Raw genomic sequence first — 16110 nt, 5'->3', positions numbered from 1 at the left:
CGGCGACACGCGGCGGGGAGATCCATGAGCTCCAAGACATGGCCTCGCGGCGCCGATATCGGATCGGTGCTGAGCTGGAGGGCTCAGTGATAGCAGCCAACGAGGAGGAAGTCCATGGCGGAAGACAAGGACAAGAGCGGACCCGCAGAGGGCGTGCGCGGCGTCGTCGAAGACGTCAAGGGCAAGGCTAAGGAAGCGGTCGGCAACATCACCGGCCAAGACGAGCTGGCTCGTGAGGGCCATGCCCAGCAGGAGAAGGCCGAAGCTCAGCGCGACGCAGCCAAGAAGGAAGCGCAAGCCGAAGCGGCCCGCGGTGGCGCGGAGTCTGCAGAGAAGAAGCAGCAAACGCACCAGCAATAGCTCGATAGAAAGGACGGGCCCGGTCTGGCAACGGACCGGGCCTGTCGACTATGCAGGCCTCACCGACGCTGTGGCGAAGGTCACCGTGTCGGTTCATGATCGGTTCACAATCGCATTGTTCAATTACCTTGTGCTTGGGCCAATTACCGGCAGAAATATTCTGCAGACAGAACACCAGGCAAAAAGGTGCCCGTCAACCGGCCGCTAAGGAAATAGCGGATTCAGCGGCGGTGTAGCCGCGCTCAGTTTTCGCGCCGAGTGGATCAGTTCATCGCAATGTGGCGTGTCGTACCGATGAGATATGAGGTCATCATGGATACACCAACAAGCTTTATGCGCCTAGCGCACAGCGGCGTAGAAACCGACCGGGCGCAACCGTTCACCGGCGGATGGTCCGAGCATCTCGGCTGGTTCTGCTTTCATTTCGACGACGCCCGGTGGGTGTGGTCGCCGCAGGTGGAGCACATGCACGGTTATCGACCCGGAACGGTGTCACCAGGAACGGAACTGGTGCTCTCCCACGTTCATCCCGATGATTTCGCCCACGTGGCCGACACTTTGAATGCCGTGCGTCGCACGCCGCGTCCCTTTAGCTCGCGCCACCGCATCCTGGACACCAGCAACCGGATGCATGACGTGGTGGTGAGCGGCGCACCGTTTTATGACAGGGGCGGATCGTTTGGGGGTATGCAAGGTTCGTACGTCGACATGACAGCGGCGACCGACGGCGTCGCTTTCGGTCCGCAGTCCGAATACGACCGGATGGCGGCGCGCCTGCGGGTCGTATCCAGAGACGGCCACACCGACGAGCAACGGCAACGGGTTCGCGCAGCCACACGCTGCTGACCGTTGCCGCAGTTTCGCTTCACCCAGGCGCGGGTACGCGACATTTCCAGCGCGCACGTATACCTCGGAAGTAACTAATGCTAATGGTGACCACCATGAATGACATTGCACAAGAACCAGAGCGGGGTACCCCCGCGGAGCCGCCCGAGCGGATCACGCCCGAGGAGCCCCCGGAGCGACTCAGCCCGGCCGAGACGCCGGAGCGGCTCACCCCGCCTGAGCCACCCGAGCGGCTGACGCCACCAGACAAGCCGTAGCAACTCGAATCCGGAAGTGCGGCAATCAGCTTTGCCTGCTGCGCCGAAGTGTCAGCCGAATAGCGGCAAAGCCCGTTTGCGCGCCAGAGCGTCCATGCCCCGCTGAATACTGTCCTGGACTTCGTGGTATTTGCGGTCGACGTACTCATCGTCGTCGGCGCGTGCTGGGTCGTGGTCGAGTTCGACGGCGGGCATGAACCGCGTACGGATCTTCGCCGGCAGTGGCAGTTGCGGCAGCGCGGCCGGTGCAATACCCCATGGCAACGAGATCGCCAGCGGAAACACCTTGAGCCGCAACAGTCGGTCCAGCCGCAGTGTCCGCGAGAGTTGGTCGCCGCGAATCAGCACCGGCATGGCGTCGGCACCGCCAACGGTGGCGATAGGCACTATCGGCACCCCTGCGCGAATCGCCATCTTCACAAAGCCGGTGCGCCCGGCGAGGTTGGCACGGTCGCGCTCCTTCCACGGCCGCAGCGAGTCCACTTCCCCACCGGGCCAGAGCGCGACGTCGCGCCCCTCCGCCAGCGCGGTCGCAATGGCGTCCGGCGCTGCAGGCAGTACTCCCATGGACCGGAAATAGCGGCCGAATAGCGGGATGGCCATCAGCGCGTCGTGCGCGGTCCCGTGCAGCGGGCGGTCCTGGCCGAAGCGTCGCCACCACTGCAGGCCGACGGTCCAGGCGTCCCAGACAAACGGGGCGCCCGAATGTATGCCGATCAGCAGGACGGGCGGCGCGGGGATGTTTTCCCAGCCGTCGATCTCCATCCTGAACCAGTAGTCGACCAGCGTGTTCCACAGGAACTTCTGGCGCTGCAAGGTTGCCTCGTCGGGTCCGTTCAGCTCCCATTCGCCGGAACGCTTGGCCACCCAGCCGCTGAGCCCGCCGGCCTGATCGGCGCGCCGGTCGGCCATCGCCGCCCGGGCTTCGTCCGCATGCCGTTGAGCCTGTTTACGCACGTCCGCTGGCCGATGATCGATGACATCCATACCCGTGTGTTACCCACTTCCGCGACAACCACGCAGTCGCAAGGCCGCCCAAATGAAACCTCCCCGCGTCGCCATGACGCGGGGAGGCCTCATGACTGCCGACTGAACCGTTAGGCGTTGGTGGTCCAGATCAGCACGTCTTCGACTCCGTCGTTGTAGACGACGCCGTTAGGCTGAGCGCCAGTCACGTCGAAGTAGATCTTCCCGCTGGCCTGCTGACCCTGCGGGAGCGGCGCATCCGGGAGGCCGTTCGGCGCCGGCTGCGGCGGAATGACCACGCGGTAGTTCTGGCCGTTGGCCGCCCGGGCGTTGAAGTCCGCGACGAGCGGCGTGACGGTGCCGCTCTGCGCGGCCGCGGTCACGTCGGCCTGCCAGAGCTGCCCGGCCGGGGTATAGCCCGGGATCATGACATTGCTCGGCTGCAGGTTGTTGACGGTGTACGCGGTAACCAGCGGACCGTCGACCAGCTGTTCGGTCGTACCGAACCTCTGCACGGTGGGGTTAACGGCAGAAGCCGTTGCAGCAGTGAAAACTGTGGCAGTTGCTATTGCAGCAGCGCCGATTGCCGATTTAACGGCGGTCTTGGTGAACTTCACGCTAACTCCTCTCGATGCGACTCGAGTCTTTTGTTCGAGCGGTCCGCCCAGCCATAGGCGAGCTATCACCGCACGCAAGGTCCCATAGCCGATCCGCGGCGTGCTCAAACGCAACTCGGATCAATTTCCGAAAGAATTCCGAGAAGACCGTCCCTGGCAAACTCGCAAGGCGTCTCTTATCTGCAGTTTTTGGCGGTGTCCCATCGTGTCGGCCCCGGTTCGTCCGGGCTCCGGCCACTGGCCAACCAGTTGGATTAGCCCCTCTATCTGCCGGGTAGCCGGACGAGGAGGACGCCTTGCTGGCGATGATCCGCCCATTCATCGACGGGAGGTGAGTGATGACCCGGCATGTCGAGGTCGACGACGCGTTGTGGGACGAGTTCCACCGCGTCGTCAACATGTCTTCTCGCGAGTTGCTTGAGTGGCTGCGCACACGCTCGGCGGACGAGCAGACCGAAGAGCTGCCCGACCAGGCCGGTACCCAGATGGGCCAGCGGGTGCTGCAGATCCTGAAAAAGCGACGGGTCGACCTCACCGAGGACGACGAAGGGATCATGCGGAAGGTGGTCGACAAGGTCCACGCCGAACGCCGCGATGACTTGGAGCCGACTGCCGGCCAGGAAAACTGGCGACACCGGCTGATGACCATCGGTCACGATCCCTTGAAGGAATCCCGGCGTTGACAACGTTCAGGCCAACACTCGCGGTTGTGAAACACATTGATAAAAAAGGGAGTTCATAATGGGACGCGAGAGCGCGAAGCATAACCCGCGCGAGGACGAGCAGCTCAAGCGTGAGCTGCGGGGAACCCTTCAAGGCAATCGCTCCAGTCGGGCCGAGGAATGGCGCGACCCAGAGCCACCGGCCGACGACGACCCAGAAGTTCCCACCGCCGGGCCGCCAATCCGGTAATTCCGCCGCCCGACCAATACCACCACAGCCGTCGAAGCGGCTACCGCGCTTACCAAGCAGGCTCTCAGAGAGGGAATCGATCATGGGTTTTGCCGAGCAGCAGCAAAACGTACCCGGAGTGCAGTCGCAAATGGAGCCAGTCCCCGATTGCGGCGAAAAGAGTTATCGCGGTTCCGGAAAGCTCACGGGTAAAAGAGCGGTCATCACCGGGGGCGATAGCGGTATTGGCCGCGCCGTTGCGATCGCCTTCGCCCGAGAAGGCGCCGACGTGCTGATTGCGTACCTCAACGAGGACGAAGACGCCCAAGACGTTGCCCGCTACGTCGAGGAGGCCGGCCGCAAGTGTGTGCTGGTGCGCGGCGACCTATCCGAGCCGGCGCACTGCCGCGCGGTCATCGACCGAGCGGCCCAGGAATTCGGCGGCATCGACGTGCTGGTAAACAACGCGGCTTTCCAGATGACGCACCAGAGCCTCGACGAGATCAGCGACGATGAATGGGAATACACGTTCAAGCTCAACGTCGGTGCGTACTTCTACCTCGCGAAGGCAGCGTTACCGCACATGCCCCCAGGCTCGTCGATCATCGGCAGCTCTTCGGTGAACTCCGACGCGCCCAACCCCACCCTCGCGCCGTACGCGGCGACCAAGGCGGCGATCGCCAATTTCTCTGCCAGCCTGGCGCAGCTGCTGGGTGAAAAAGGTATCCGAGTCAACAGTGTGGCGCCAGGACCGATATGGACTCCGCTGATCCCCTCGACAATGCCGGCTGAGAAGGTGAAGTCGTTCGGCGAGAACGTGCCGCTCGGGCGCGCTGGACAGCCCGCGGAGCTGGCGCCCATCTATGTGTTGCTCGCCTCCGACGACGCCAGCTACATCTCCGGCGCTCGGGTGGCGGTGACTGGCGGTAGGCCGATCCTGTAAGCCCCCCGAGTGCGGCCGCTACCCACAGCGTTCCCCGTGGCTGGAACGCGTCGCTACGTCGATGTGTCCAGCGCCGCATACCCCCGCTGGTTGGCCGTTGGATCACCTTTGATATCAAGGTGATTCGATAACAACTAAGCGGTGCGACCCGGGGGGGCAGTCATAGCGACTTCGCGTAGCCGACGAACAATGCTGAAGCTGCCCATTATGCTGGCAGCCGGCGCGGCATTGGCCCGCACTCCACGTGCTGCCGCTACGCCGCCCCGCACGACGACGGACAAGACAAGCCGCTGGTCGCCCGACCGTGCTCACCGCTGGTATCGAGGGCAAGGTCGGCTCGTCGGCGCGAACTACATCACCTCCAACGCGGTCAATCAGCTCGAGATGTTTCAGGCCGGCAGCTACGATCCCCGCCGCATCGACACAGAACTGGGTTGGGCCCGATTGTGCGGGCTCAACACGGTGCGGGTTTTTCTGCACGACCAGCTCTGGGCCCAGGATCGTCGTGGCTTTCAATTGCGTCTCCAGCAGTTCGTCGCCATCGCGGCGCGTCACGGCATCAAACCCCTGTTCGTCTTGTTCGACTCTTGCTGGGATCCGTTTCCCCGGCCCGGTCAGCAGCCCGAACCCAGGCCCGGGGTCCACAACTCTCGTTGGGTGCAAAGCCCCGGCGCCGAACACGTCGACGACCGTGGCTACATCCGCGTCCTCCACGACTACGTCACCGGGGTGTTGACCCAATTCCGCGACGACGACCGTGTTTTGGGCTGGGACCTGTGGAATGAGCCCGACAATCGCGCACGCAGGTATGCAGATGTCGAACGCCCAGACAAACTGGACTGTGTCGCAGACCTGCTGCCGCAGGTGTTCCGGTGGGCGCGATCGGTTGATCCGTGTCAGCCGTTAACGAGCGGCGTGTGGCACGGCGACTGGGCTGATCCGGCGCGGCGCAGCACCATCGCCGGCATTCAACTCGACAACGCCGACGTGGTCAGCTTTCACTGTTACGGCGAGCCCGCGGTGTTCGAGGCCCGCATCGCTGAGCTGTCGCCACTGGGCCGGCCGATCCTCTGTACCGAGTACATGGCCCGCACTCTGGGCAGCAGCGTGGAGGCGATCCTGCCAATTGCCCAGCGATACAACATTGCCGCCATCAATTGGGGGTTGGTCGCCGGCAAGACCCAGACCTACTTCCCGTGGGACTCGTGGGAGCAGCCGTACGCCGACGATCCGCCAGTCTGGTTTCACGATCTGCTTCGACCCGACGGCCAGCCGTATCAAGACACCGAAATTCAAGTGATCTCCAACGCTGACCGTGTGGCGCCGCCTATCAGCGCACGCAATCGCTAACCAGTGCCGAGGATGGTCGGCTATCTGTGACGGTTCGTCAACGGAGCGACCTTGCGAGAACGGACTGGAAGACGGTAGCCGTTGGTTTGGAAGGTGTAACGCTCAGCGAGGTGCACGGCGTAGTCGGCGAAACGCTCGTAGAGCAGACTCACCAGGGCCACGTCGACGCCGCGGGCGACGCCGTATCGCCAGTTCGGGTCGATCAGTAGAGCAAGCAGCTGGCGGTATAGGCGGTGCACCGCGCCGTCGTCGCGGCGAAGATCTGCCGCGAGTCGTGGCTCCCGCGACAACAACACTTCCTGGGCGGCGCAGGCCAGCTGCACCGCCATTGCGCTTAGCTCGGCCACCCGCCCGCTGACCTCCGCGGGCACCGCGGGACGCGGATAGTGGCGGCGGGCGATCTCAGCTACCTGCAGCGCTAGCTCCCCCATCCGTTCCGCATCAGCGGCGATCCGGATGGCGTTAGCCATCATGCGCAGCTCGCCGGCTAGGGGCCGTTGCCACGCCAGCAAACGAAACGTGGTCTCTTCGGCGCTCGCGCTCATCGCGGCGATATCGTCGCGCTCGGCAATGACGGCTTCGGCTACGTCGATGTCGGCCAGTAGCAGTGCATGGGTGGCATGGTTCATTGCCTCGGCGGCCATCGCGCACATTTCTGCGAACTGACAGCGCAGCGCCGCGAGCTCGTATCCAACCGCGCTTTCCATATTTGTGAGTCAGGTCAGCGCGATCGCAAACTAAACCCGGGTACGCGGATTGTTACCGAATCGGGATGTGCACGTGGCGTGCACACGAGGATCGGACGACCGGCACTGTGCGCCAAGCGAACCCGCTAGCGGCGTCGGACCGGCGGCTCAGCTCAGCGGGGTGTCAGTCGCCAAAGCCCCCTGTCGGCGGCGGGACGGGTGCCGGTGAACCTCCGCCAAGGCGGCTCGCGGCGAAGTCGGCACCCTTGTCGACGATGCTCGCATCGTCGGCGTACATATCGTGGGCGGCGAAGTTCAGCCCGTCGGAGCAAACCGGGTCCTCGGGAGCGCACACCTTGATGGTCTTGGCCTGGTATGCCGGGCCGATCACGACCGGCGGCTGCCCCAGGAAGTTCATGGCCCGCACATTCGGCATTCCGAAGAGCACGACGGCGGCGACGTGATTAGCGACGTCGGGTGACAGCGGTTTCGGTACGGTCGCCGGATCGACGCCTTCCGGCACTGCAGCGGAGGTGACGAAGCCCATCACCGCCGCGCCTTGGGAATAACCGCTCAACACCATCTTCGTCTGCGGGCAGCTTCCCGCGGTGGAAACGACATGAGCGCCCGCGTCGCGAATACCGTCGAGTCCGGACGTGGCCCAGTCGTCGCTGGCGGGGTAGTTGACCGGATAGACATCCATCGACCTTCCGCCGGCGCGGGAGCGTAGGGCGTCGACGAATGCCTGCCCGGTGGGTCCAACACCGGGGGGTTCGCCTGTGCCGCGGGCGAACACCACCTCCGTGTCGGGGCAGGGCTGGGCGGATGCGGATGGAGCGGCCAAGGCTGAAAGGGCGTAGGCGCCAAGGCCGCCGGCTGTGACTGCTAGCGCGGGACCAAGGAAACGGATGAGGGGACATGCATTCATGACGCAGGATGTGCCCACCCAAACGCTTCTCGAAACGAAAAATTTTCGCGGGCGTTCCGACGGGCGGGTGCTGCTAGCTGACGGTGGTGTGGTCGGATCCGGCGGTTCACGAGATTACCCGTCTATCCCGAGGCGAATACGTCGCGTGGTGACGGTGCAGCCGTCGCTCATCAGCCGGTTTGCCCCAGGCAAACCTACAACGCTGCGCACACGGTCCACGGTCAACGACATGCCGGGCCAAGCCGCCGGCTTCGTCCGCCTGGCCTCGGCCCAGGATGGGACAGCTCGAATCAGCCGTCGTGAGCCGGTCGTGAGCCGTAGGTTCCGCTCGACCACCACGCTGGAGGCACGCCTCGAGCGAAACACGGACGTCCAGCGCAGCGGGTTTCTGCGTGCTGAAATGCGGGTAGCCCGGCACAGACGGATGGTCCTGCGCCTGGCCGACGACTGCGGACAGACCCGTCGGTTGAGGTATTGCCCGGAAGGCTGGGTAGGACATGGGCGTGAAATTCGACCCTCAATCCGACCGAACTGCTGACGCAGCGGCGGAGATCCCGCCCGCACTGGATGCCCTCGAATCGGAGCAATTCGGCGCCGTCCAACTCGTCGTCGCCCCGGGTGAACCACAGCGGGTCGGGCGTTTTCGGTTCTATCTCGACGGCCAGCGCTGGGAGTGGTCGGATGCGGTGGCACGCATGCACGGCTATGAGCCCGGAACCGTCGTGCCCACCACTGAACTGCTGCTGCAGCATAAGCATCCGGCCGACCGCGCACGAGTCGCTGCGGTGTTGGACCGGGTTCTGACGGGAGAGCCGTTCAGCAGTCGTCACCGCATCATCGACGCCGCCGGACGCACCCACTGGGTGGTGGTCGTGGGTGACGTATTGTGCGACGACGCCGGCGCGGTTATCGGCACGACAGGGTTCTACGTGGACGTCACCGAGTCACTGCAGTCGAACATCGACTCCGCCATCTCCGAAGTCACCGCTTCTCGCGCACAGATCGAGCAGGCTAAAGGTGTGCTGATGGCCGCCTACGGCATCTCCGCCGAGCGCGCGTTCGACGTCCTGGTCTGGCGTTCCCAGGAAACCAACATCAAGGTGCGTGATCTGGCGCGGTTATTTTTAGCCGCTGTCGCCGGCAAAATGTCGAGCAACTCGGTCAGCCAGGTCGACCGTGCTCTGCTCACTCTCGAGTAGGCGTCGCGCTCAGCGTGCCCGCGCGCGGCGGTTGGCCTTCTTGATCGCGTCGACGAGTTCAGGCTTGCTCATCGTGGAGCGCCCGCGCACGTCGAGCCGGCGGGCCACGTCAAGCAGGTGCTTCTTGCTGGCGTTGGCGTTGACGCCCTCCGCCGACGGGGCCTTATTGTTCGGGCCGCCGCCTTCGGCGGCTTTGTCCGACGGTCCCCTTTTTTTCTTGGGCTCCCAGTGATCGCCCACTTTTTCGAAACTGTGCTTGAGCGCCGCGTAGCCGACCCGGTGGGCGCGCTGCTCGCTGCCGTACTGCTCGGCCGCCGCGTCGTGGGCTTTGGCGAACGTTCGTTGCGCCTTGGCGTTGGACCGCTTCAGCGTGCTGGGCAACTCGCTCTTTTTCGGCTTGCCTCCCTTGGTTGTCTTGGGCATGAGAACCTCCCGATCGGTGTGTCGTTGCTTCAGCTCTGTGCGGCTTGCTGCGCCTTCGCGTACGCGAGTTGGAGGAAGTCGGCGCCGGCCAGTGCGGCGAAGCTGCCGGCGACCAAGCGGGTCAGCCGCGGCGCGAAGATCAAGCCGATGACGAACCCGGTCGCCACCCACATGTCGAGGCAGAACGGGCAGGTCAGGAGTTCTCCCAGGCTGTGCCGCAACTGGCTGTCGTGCCGGGTCTCTTCCTGCACCTCGGAGGGGCCACCGGTGCCCGCGTAGTGGGTGAACGGCGCCCGCAGCGGGCTGGTCACCGCATCTTTGGCCAGAGTCCGGGAAAGCTTGTGGGTGCCTAACGTGACGGTGATCAGGTCCTGCAGATGCCACCGTTCAGGCAGCGTGCGTCCGGTGGCTGCGGCGATGACCCCCGTCGCCGCCACCAGGGCGCCATAGATGGCCATGACGACCAGATATCCGCTCAGCGGACGTTCGTTGTCCCCGCGGTATTCCTCGGCTTCCTGCCGAGCACGTTCTGCCGCGCTGGCGGTTACTTCCCGCAATTCGGCCACTGGCACTCCCTCATCGGCGTCCGGTCCTCATGGCGGTTACCCGAAGTCCGCGCCCCGCAATCCCGGCACGTTTCCGGGTGACTGGGCCGGGTACCTAATGAGCCGACGCATAGAGAGGACGAGTTGTCGTGGCCGAATCTGCCGCCGACGCACCGGCTATTTTGTTGGACCTCGATGGCACGTTGGTCGATTCGAACTTCCACCATGCGGTGACCTGGCATCGAGCGTTTCTGGACGTCGGCCAGGACGTCCCGTGTTGGCGCATTCACGGGCTTGTCGGCCGCGCCGGCTCCGAACTCGTCCGCATCCTGCTCGGTGATGAGCTGGCCGATGCGTGCGGCGACGAAGCAAAAGATGCGCACAGCCGCTATTTCGGCGAGTTGGAGCCGGTTCTGCGCCCCCTGCCGGGCACGCGCGATTTGCTTGAGGCCATCGCCGAGCGGGGATGGCGCACGGTGTTGGCGTCGTCAGCATCGGAAGAGACGTTGGCGTTGCTACGCCGGGTGCTCGACGTCGACGACCTGGTTAGCGAAATAACCTCCAGCGTCGACGTCGACCGCGGCAAGCCCGATCCGGACATCGTCAGCACCGCACTGGACCGCGTGGGGCTCGAGCCGGGGCGGGCGGTCTTCGTCGGCGATGCGGTGTGGGACGTGGAGGCGGGCCGACGCGCGGGTGTGCCGACTGTGGGCGTGTTGTGCGGCGGGGTGGCACGCGAGGCGTTGGAACGGGCCGGCGCGGCGGGGATCTACGCCGATCCAGCAGACCTGCACGCCCATCTCGCCGACGTGGGTCGATTGCTGCGGGCGTGATCGCCCGACCGGTTCAGGTGAGCGGGTCCCCCGACTGGTACCGCTCGGAATCGTCGGCGAACATCAGCGCCTCGTCGGCGCCCTCGTAGACGCGATCCGGCAGCAGTTCCAGGCGGGACAACACCTCGTCGTCGGTGCTGTCGGCCCGGGCCCGGCGCAGCAACTCGGCTTTGTCGCACGGATAGCTGATCGCGGACAGGACTCGCTCCAGCTCGATTTCTTCTTCATCTGTCATCGCAGGCACCTCCATCGGATGTCGCGGGCCCCCCAAGGTGCCGGCCGCCCGATCGTGATTCCCGATCCTGCTGCTGCTAAACAGCTTCGCGTAACGCCGTTCGGCTATGAGCGTTTTCCGCGATGGTCGCCGGCGCCGGCTTGGATGCGGGCCCACGGCTGCGCCTCTTCGAGTTGGTAGGCCAGTTCCAGCAGCCGCGCTTCGTGCCCGATGTCGGCGGAGAGCATCATGCCGACCGGCATACCGCTTGCGGATTCGGCCAGCGGCAACGAAATCGCGGGCTCGCCGGTGACGTTCTGCAGCGGCGTGAACGCGACCCAGTCGCGCATCCGGTCCATCACCTGCTCGTAATCGGCTGTCGGATCGAGGTGACCGATGCGCGGCGTCTCCTCGGCCAGCGTGGGAGTCAGGACCGCGTCATACGTGCCGAAGAACTGTGCCGTGCGCCGGCGGATGGCGCGCAGCCGCGCGATCGCCAGGGGCAGCCGGTGCAGGTTGCGCCGCGCATGGCGGTTCAGGCCCAGCGTCAGGTTGTCCAACCGCGTGGGATCGAATGTGTCGCCGAACCTGCGTTGGCTGATGAACATCTGTCCGACCGCCAGCAGCGCCCAATACAGCACGAAGTCGTCGCCGAAACTCGAAGGCACCGGCGGGTTTTCGACATGTTCGACGCGGTGCCCGAGTTCCCCGAGCAACGCGGCGGATTTCAGTGTCAGCTCGCGGATTTCGGGGGTGGATTCACGGTCGACCGAGCGGGTGATCACCGCGATTTTCAGCCGCTGCCTACCGGGGCGTGTGACGTCGCCGATGGGAGGAAGCTTGGGGTATCGCCAGATGCGCTCGGCCTCCCGGTAGAAGGCGGCAGTGTCACGCACCGAGCGGGTTACCACACCGTTTGCGACGAGGCGAATCGGCATCCGGCGCAGTTCCTTATCCACCGGCAGCCGACCGCGCGAGGGCTTCAAGCCTACTAATCCGTTGCAGGCAGCGGGAATTCGGATCGAGCCGCCGCCGTCGTTGGCGTGGGCGATCGGAACCGCACCGGCCGCGACGAAGGCAGCCGAACCCGACGACGAAGCGCCCGCGGTGTATTCGGTTTTCCACGGGTTGCGGACCGGTCCCAGTCGAGGATGCTCGGCCGATGGGCTGAAGCCGTATTCCGACAGCTGCGTTTTGCCCAGGGAGACCAGCCCGGTACCGAGGTAGACCCGGGTGAACTCGCCGTCGACGGCGGCCCGACGCGGCACCCACGCGTCGGTGCCCCGCATGGTCGGTAATCCGGCGACGTCGACGTTGTCCTTGACGAACGTCGGCACGCCGCTGAAGAAGGCATCCTCGGGTGGCAGGTGAGCGCGCGCCCGGTCGAACGCCTGGTAGGCCAACCCGTTGAGGGCCGGGTTGACGGCTTCGGTGCGGGCAATGGCCGCCTCGATGACGTCTGCGCGCGCCAGCTGCCCGGTTTTGATCGCTTCAGCAATGGCGACCGCGTCGAGGTCACCTAGGGCGTCGTCGCCGAACGCGTGCACTCGTCGCATGACGCGACGCTATCAACGCGCTGCTGTCAGGGCTGGCCGACCTCGAACCGGACGAACCGCGTCACGGTGACGCCGGCCTCGTCGAGCAGCGCCTTCACGGTCTTCTTGCTGTCCGACACGGACGGCTGGTCGAGCAGCACCACATCCTTGAAGAAGCCGCCCAGGCGACCCTCGACGATCTTGGGCAGCGCTTGTTCGGGCTTGCCTTCGGCCTTGGCGGTTTCCTCGGCGATGCGGCGCTCGTTGGCCACGACGTCGTCGGGCACGTCGTCGCGGCTCAGGTAGCGGGCCTTGAGCGCGGCGATCTGCAGCGCGACTGCATGCGCGGCCTCTTTGTTCGAGCCGGTGTATTCGACCAGCACGCCGACCGCTGGGGGCAGGTCGGCCGACCGCTTGTGTAGGTAGGTTTCGACGGTGCCGTCGAAGAATGCGACTCGGCGAAGCTCGAGCTTCTCGCCGATCTTGGCCGACAGCTCGGCGATTGCCTGCTCGACGGTCTTGTCGCCGACTTTGGCTGCTTTGAGCGTGTCGACGTCGGTTGCCTCGGAGGCCGCGGCGGCGGCGACGACCTGGTCGGCCAGCTTCTGGAACTCGGCGTTCTTGGCAACGAAGTCGGTCTCGGAGTTCAGCTCGATCAGAGCGCCGTCCTTGGCGGCTACCAGCCCTTCGGCCGTCGCCCGCTCGGCGCGTTTGCCGACGTCCTTGGCGCCCTTGATCCGCAGCGCCTCGACGGCCTTGTCGAAGTCGCCGTCGGATTCGGCCAGCGCATTCTTGCAGTCGAGCATGCCGGCGCCGGTCAGCTCGCGAAGGCGCTTGACGTCGGCAGCGGTGTAGTTCGCCATATCAGCCTTCCGTGGATTCGGTAGTGGTGTCTGTCGCCGGTTGCGCCTCGGCGGCGGTCGGGTCCGGGGCCCCGGCAGTCGCGGCGGCCAGCAGCTCTTGCTCCCACTCAGCTAGCGGCTCGGCGGCTTCCGCCTCCGGCTTGCCGTCGCCGCGGCCCAGGCCGGCGCGGGCCTGCAACCCTTCAGCCACGGCCGAGGCGATCACCTTGGTCAGCAGCGCCGCCGAGCGGATCGCGTCGTCGTTGCCCGGGATCGGGTAGTCGACGAGGTCCGGGTCGCAGTTGGTGTCCAGGATCGCGATCACCGGGATGCCGAGCTTGCGCGCCTCACCGACGGCGATGTGCTCTTTGTTGGTATCGACGACCCAGACGGCCGACGGCAACTTGTTCATGTCGCGGATGCCGCCAAGGCTGCGCTCGAGCTTGTTCTTCTCGCGGGTCAGCCCCAGGATCTCCTTCTTGGTGCGGCCCTCGAAGCCGCCGGTCTGCTCCATCGCCTCGAGCTCTTTGAGGCGCTGCAGCCGCTTGTGCACGGTGGAGAAGTTGGTGAGCATGCCGCCCAGCCAGCGCTGGTTCACATACGGCATGCCGACCCGCGTGGCCTCGGCGGCGATCGATTCCTGCGCCTGCTTCTTGGTGCCGACGAACAGGATGGTGCCGCCGTGGGCGACGGTTTCTTTGACGAATTCGTACGCCTTGTCGATGTAGGTCAGCGTCTGCTGCAGGTCGATGATGTAGATGCCGTTGCGGTCGGTGAAGATGAACCGCTTCATCTTGGGGTTCCAGCGACGGGTCTGATGCCCGAAGTGGGTGCCGCTGTCAAGCAGCTGTTTCATGGTTACAACAGCCATGCCTGTGCCTTTACTTGTGGTCGGTTGTCGCCCGGCATCGGGTGAAGCCGGGCCCTGGCGTCTGCGGGATGCCGCACCCATCTGACTGGTAGTTCAGAAGGGACCGCGCGGCATCTGGTCGGCGGCAGACACGCGAAGTCAGCCCACTGACGTGGACTGCGCCGACGAGTTTACACGCCGGTAGCTGGTGCTTTGTCCACAGCCTGGCTGGTGGCCGGGCGGGACGCCGCGGTCAACTGGTCTCGTGCGATCGGTTGCACTCCTGCTGGTGGCGGCTGTGTTGTGTGCGGCGCCTGCGGTTGGCGACCCGGCCCGGCTGGACTGGCCGCTGCGGCCACGCCCGGCCGTCGTTCGGGGTTTTGACGCTCCGGCGCCCAACTGGAATCGCGGGCATCGCGGGGTAGATCTGGCCGGTGTGGCCGGTCAGCCGGTGTATGCGGCGGCGCCGGGCACCGTGGTGTTCGCCGGGACGCTGGCCGGGAGGCCAGTGGTGGCGCTTGCCCATCCGGGTGGTTTGCATACCAGCTACGAGCCAGTGGAAGGCAGTGTTCGAGCCGGTCAGCGGGTAGACGCGGGTTCGGTGATCGGCAAGTTGGTGGCCGGGCACCCGGGCTGCGGGGCGGCCGCGTGTCTGCACTGGGGCGCGATGTGGGGTCCGGCGGCCCGCGCGGACTATGTCGATCCGCTGGGGCTGCTGGCGTCGACACCGATCCGGCTCAAGCCGCTGTTCTGAGCGCCGGTGATGTCGAGTCTGCGCTGACGGCGTCGAGTCTGCACCCACGGCGAGGTTGACGGGCTTGATTCCGCCGTACGCGCAGGATGAAAGCCACTGCCGCAGAGTCGATGTGCCGGGGCACAGCCGGCGTATCGCTAGGCGCGCGGGTGTGCTTGGTCGTGGACGGCACGCAAGCGGGCGACCGAGACGTGGGTGTACAGCTGTGTGGTCGCGAGGCTGGAATGTCCGAGCAATTCCTGCACGACGCGCAAGTCTGCCCCGCCTTCGAGCAGATGGGTGGCCGCGCTGTGCCGCAGTCCGTGCGGCCCGATGTCGGGTGCGCCCTGGACCGCGGCGACGGTCTGGTGCACGATGGTGCGGGCCTGGCGCACGTCGAGTCGTCGCCCCCGCGCGCCCAGCAGCAACGCCGGACCGGACTCGGCGGTGGCCAGCGCGGGGCGCCCGTCGGCCAGCCACGCGCACAGCGCCTCGGCGGCCGGCTCGCCAAACGGGACAGTGCGCTGCTTGTCGCCCTTGCCGAGTACCCGCACCAACCGCTGGCCGAGGTCGACATCATCGATGTCCAGGCCACACAGTTCGCTTACCCGGATGCCGGTGGCGTACAGCATCTCGACGACCAAACGGTCACGCAGAGCCAGCGGATCTTTTTGCTGCGTACCGGTTTTCGCGGCAGCCATCGCATCCAACGCCTGGTCTTGGCGTAGCACCGCCGGCAGCGTGCGGCGCGCTTTGGGTGTTTGCAGCCGCACCGCCGGATCGGTATCCAGCAGACCACGCCTGACCGCCCATGCCGTGAAGGCCTTGACCGCCGAGGTACGCCGGGCCAGGGTGGTGCGGGCGGTGCCTGCGCCGGCCTCGGCCGCCAGCCAGGACCGCAGCACCGGCAAACTCAGGGCCTCCAGGCCTGCGCCGGGCGCGCGTTCGGCGAGAAAGGCGAACAACGACCGCAAGTCGCCCAGGTACGCCCGACGCGTGTGGGCCGAGCGGCCGCGTTGCAGCGCCAGATACTCGTCGAACTCGTCGAGGATGCCCTCGGCCTCAGGCCGCACTCCCCTACCGTCGCAGATA

21 protein-coding genes are annotated in these 16110 nt (G+C 65.7%); 10 read left to right on the top strand and 11 right to left on the bottom strand.

Translation table 11 applies throughout. The features are described 5' to 3' along the window. Positions 1-114: 114 nt before the first annotated feature. The 3 genes from mbp1 to G6N15_RS22780 all read left to right on the top strand — a co-directional run bounded on the left by mbp1 (position 115) and on the right by G6N15_RS22780 (position 1463). A complete protein-coding gene (mbp1, locus tag G6N15_RS16015) occupies positions 115-360 on the top strand; it encodes a microaggregate-binding protein 1 (RefSeq protein ID WP_083087946.1) in 246 nt (81 codons plus the stop codon). A 312-nt stretch (positions 361-672) separates the two neighbouring features. Continuing rightward, on the top strand, positions 673-1206 hold the full coding sequence (locus tag G6N15_RS16010) for a PAS domain-containing protein (protein ID WP_232070251.1): 534 nt from the start codon (positions 673-675) through the stop codon (positions 1204-1206). A 95-nt stretch (positions 1207-1301) separates the two neighbouring features. Continuing rightward, entirely contained in the window at positions 1302-1463 is a 162-nt protein-coding gene (locus tag G6N15_RS22780; RefSeq protein ID WP_169922519.1) for a hypothetical protein, read from the top strand. A 51-nt stretch (positions 1464-1514) separates the two neighbouring features. Here G6N15_RS22780 and G6N15_RS16005 read toward each other — a convergent pair whose 3' ends face one another. Beyond that, positions 1515-2450, bottom strand: coding sequence for a lysophospholipid acyltransferase family protein (locus tag G6N15_RS16005; protein WP_083087950.1), 936 nt, complete (start codon positions 2448-2450; stop codon positions 1515-1517). A 110-nt stretch (positions 2451-2560) separates the two neighbouring features. Continuing rightward, positions 2561-3046, bottom strand: a complete 486-nt coding sequence (locus G6N15_RS16000; protein ID WP_083087951.1) for an MPT63 family protein — start codon at positions 3044-3046, stop codon at positions 2561-2563. A gap of 338 nt (positions 3047-3384) precedes the next feature. Here G6N15_RS16000 and G6N15_RS15995 point away from each other — a divergent pair, with 338 nt between their 5' ends. The 4 genes from G6N15_RS15995 (at position 3385) to G6N15_RS15985 (ending at position 6230) form a co-directional block, all read left to right on the top strand. Continuing rightward, on the top strand, positions 3385-3729 hold the full coding sequence (locus tag G6N15_RS15995; protein ID WP_083087953.1) for a DUF3140 domain-containing protein: 345 nt from the start codon (positions 3385-3387) through the stop codon (positions 3727-3729). 58 nt (positions 3730-3787) lie between these two features. After that, entirely contained in the window at positions 3788-3958 is a 171-nt protein-coding gene (locus G6N15_RS22775; protein ID WP_169922520.1) for a hypothetical protein, read from the top strand. Positions 3959-4040: 82 nt separating this feature from the next. Then, positions 4041-4880: an SDR family oxidoreductase gene (locus G6N15_RS15990; protein ID WP_083087956.1), complete on the top strand. Its 840-nt coding sequence runs from the start codon at positions 4041-4043 to the stop codon at positions 4878-4880. A 207-nt stretch (positions 4881-5087) separates the two neighbouring features. Beyond that, entirely contained in the window at positions 5088-6230 is a 1143-nt protein-coding gene (locus G6N15_RS15985) for a glycoside hydrolase 5 family protein (RefSeq protein WP_232070250.1), read from the top strand. 20 nt (positions 6231-6250) lie between these two features. Here G6N15_RS15985 and G6N15_RS15980 read toward each other — a convergent pair whose 3' ends face one another. Both G6N15_RS15980 and G6N15_RS15975 read right to left on the bottom strand, forming a co-directional pair. Further along, positions 6251-6937 carry a phosphate signaling complex PhoU family protein gene (locus tag G6N15_RS15980; protein WP_083087961.1) on the bottom strand — a complete coding sequence of 229 codons (687 nt, stop codon included), beginning with the start codon at positions 6935-6937 and terminating at the stop codon, positions 6251-6253. Positions 6938-7100: 163 nt separating this feature from the next. After that, complete coding sequence (locus tag G6N15_RS15975; RefSeq protein WP_083087963.1) at positions 7101-7844, bottom strand: cutinase family protein; 744 nt, start codon at positions 7842-7844, stop codon at positions 7101-7103. Between the two features lie 563 nt (positions 7845-8407). Here G6N15_RS15975 and G6N15_RS15970 point away from each other — a divergent pair. Beyond that, complete coding sequence (locus tag G6N15_RS15970) at positions 8408-9043, top strand: PAS and ANTAR domain-containing protein (RefSeq protein WP_232070479.1); 636 nt, start codon at positions 8408-8410, stop codon at positions 9041-9043. Between the two features lie 9 nt (positions 9044-9052). Here G6N15_RS15970 and G6N15_RS15965 read toward each other — a convergent pair whose 3' ends face one another. Together G6N15_RS15965 and G6N15_RS15960 are read right to left on the bottom strand one after the other, a co-directional pair. Continuing rightward, positions 9053-9466 carry a ChaB family protein gene (locus tag G6N15_RS15965; RefSeq protein WP_083087967.1) on the bottom strand — a complete coding sequence of 138 codons (414 nt, stop codon included), beginning with the start codon at positions 9464-9466 and terminating at the stop codon, positions 9053-9055. Positions 9467-9495: 29 nt separating this feature from the next. Next, positions 9496-10032, bottom strand: a complete 537-nt coding sequence (locus tag G6N15_RS15960) for a DUF1360 domain-containing protein (protein ID WP_083087969.1) — start codon at positions 10030-10032, stop codon at positions 9496-9498. Between the two features lie 128 nt (positions 10033-10160). On the opposite strand from G6N15_RS15960, the gene G6N15_RS15955 reads away from it, so the two are divergent. Then, complete coding sequence (locus tag G6N15_RS15955) at positions 10161-10844, top strand: HAD family hydrolase (RefSeq protein ID WP_083087971.1); 684 nt, start codon at positions 10161-10163, stop codon at positions 10842-10844. Between the two features lie 13 nt (positions 10845-10857). Here G6N15_RS15955 and G6N15_RS15950 read toward each other — a convergent pair whose 3' ends face one another. From G6N15_RS15950 to rpsB, 4 genes are all read right to left on the bottom strand, one after another. Beyond that, the gene (locus G6N15_RS15950; RefSeq protein WP_197910669.1) at positions 10858-11079 is read right to left on the bottom strand and encodes a DUF2795 domain-containing protein; all 222 of its coding nucleotides are present in this window, start codon (positions 11077-11079) and stop codon (positions 10858-10860) included. A 104-nt stretch (positions 11080-11183) separates the two neighbouring features. Then, entirely contained in the window at positions 11184-12614 is a 1431-nt protein-coding gene (locus G6N15_RS15945; protein WP_083087974.1) for an amidase, read from the bottom strand. A gap of 26 nt (positions 12615-12640) precedes the next feature. Then, positions 12641-13456: a translation elongation factor Ts gene (tsf, locus tag G6N15_RS15940; RefSeq protein ID WP_083087975.1), complete on the bottom strand. Its 816-nt coding sequence runs from the start codon at positions 13454-13456 to the stop codon at positions 12641-12643. Position 13457: 1 nt separating this feature from the next. After that, the gene (rpsB, locus tag G6N15_RS15935) at positions 13458-14306 is read right to left on the bottom strand and encodes a 30S ribosomal protein S2 (RefSeq protein ID WP_083087976.1); all 849 of its coding nucleotides are present in this window, start codon (positions 14304-14306) and stop codon (positions 13458-13460) included. Positions 14307-14550: 244 nt separating this feature from the next. Here rpsB and G6N15_RS15930 point away from each other — a divergent pair, with 244 nt between their 5' ends. After that, positions 14551-15039: a M23 family metallopeptidase gene (locus G6N15_RS15930; protein ID WP_083087977.1), complete on the top strand. Its 489-nt coding sequence runs from the start codon at positions 14551-14553 to the stop codon at positions 15037-15039. Between the two features lie 137 nt (positions 15040-15176). Here the strand turns inward: G6N15_RS15930 and G6N15_RS15925 are convergent, their stop codons facing one another. Then, entirely contained in the window at positions 15177-16091 is a 915-nt protein-coding gene (locus G6N15_RS15925) for a tyrosine recombinase XerC (RefSeq protein WP_083087978.1), read from the bottom strand. Positions 16092-16110 lie beyond the last annotated feature (19 nt).

The organism is Mycobacterium noviomagense, assembly GCF_010731635.1.
Classification (GTDB): domain Bacteria; phylum Actinomycetota; class Actinomycetes; order Mycobacteriales; family Mycobacteriaceae; genus Mycobacterium; species Mycobacterium noviomagense.
This window is presented reverse-complemented; position numbering and strand designations above follow the sequence as displayed.

Bases quoted from the DNA above. Each gene is read 5' to 3' on its own strand.
- mbp1 (WP_083087946.1), top strand. From the start codon at position 115: ATGGCGGAAGACAAGGACAAGAGCGGACCCGCAGAGGGCGTGCGCGGC.
- tsf (WP_083087975.1), bottom strand. From the start codon at position 13,456: ATGGCGAACTACACCGCTGCCGACGTCAAGCGCCTTCGCGAGCTGACC.
- G6N15_RS15945 (WP_083087974.1), bottom strand. From the start codon at position 12,614: ATGCGACGAGTGCACGCGTTCGGCGACGACGCCCTAGGTGACCTCGAC.
- G6N15_RS22775 (WP_169922520.1), top strand. From the start codon at position 3,788: ATGGGACGCGAGAGCGCGAAGCATAACCCGCGCGAGGACGAGCAGCTC.
- G6N15_RS22780 (WP_169922519.1), top strand. From the start codon at position 1,302: ATGAATGACATTGCACAAGAACCAGAGCGGGGTACCCCCGCGGAGCCG.
- rpsB (WP_083087976.1), bottom strand. From the start codon at position 14,306: ATGGCTGTTGTAACCATGAAACAGCTGCTTGACAGCGGCACCCACTTC.
- G6N15_RS15950 (WP_197910669.1), bottom strand. From the start codon at position 11,079: ATGACAGATGAAGAAGAAATCGAGCTGGAGCGAGTCCTGTCCGCGATC.
- G6N15_RS15990 (WP_083087956.1), top strand. From the start codon at position 4,041: ATGGGTTTTGCCGAGCAGCAGCAAAACGTACCCGGAGTGCAGTCGCAA.
- G6N15_RS15980 (WP_083087961.1), bottom strand. From the start codon at position 6,937: ATGGAAAGCGCGGTTGGATACGAGCTCGCGGCGCTGCGCTGTCAGTTC.
- G6N15_RS16010 (WP_232070251.1), top strand. From the start codon at position 673: ATGGATACACCAACAAGCTTTATGCGCCTAGCGCACAGCGGCGTAGAA.
- G6N15_RS16005 (WP_083087950.1), bottom strand. From the start codon at position 2,450: ATGGATGTCATCGATCATCGGCCAGCGGACGTGCGTAAACAGGCTCAA.
- G6N15_RS15965 (WP_083087967.1), bottom strand. From the start codon at position 9,466: ATGCCCAAGACAACCAAGGGAGGCAAGCCGAAAAAGAGCGAGTTGCCC.
- G6N15_RS15975 (WP_083087963.1), bottom strand. From the start codon at position 7,844: ATGAATGCATGTCCCCTCATCCGTTTCCTTGGTCCCGCGCTAGCAGTC.
- G6N15_RS15985 (WP_232070250.1), top strand. From the start codon at position 5,088: ATGCTGGCAGCCGGCGCGGCATTGGCCCGCACTCCACGTGCTGCCGCT.
- G6N15_RS15995 (WP_083087953.1), top strand. From the start codon at position 3,385: ATGACCCGGCATGTCGAGGTCGACGACGCGTTGTGGGACGAGTTCCAC.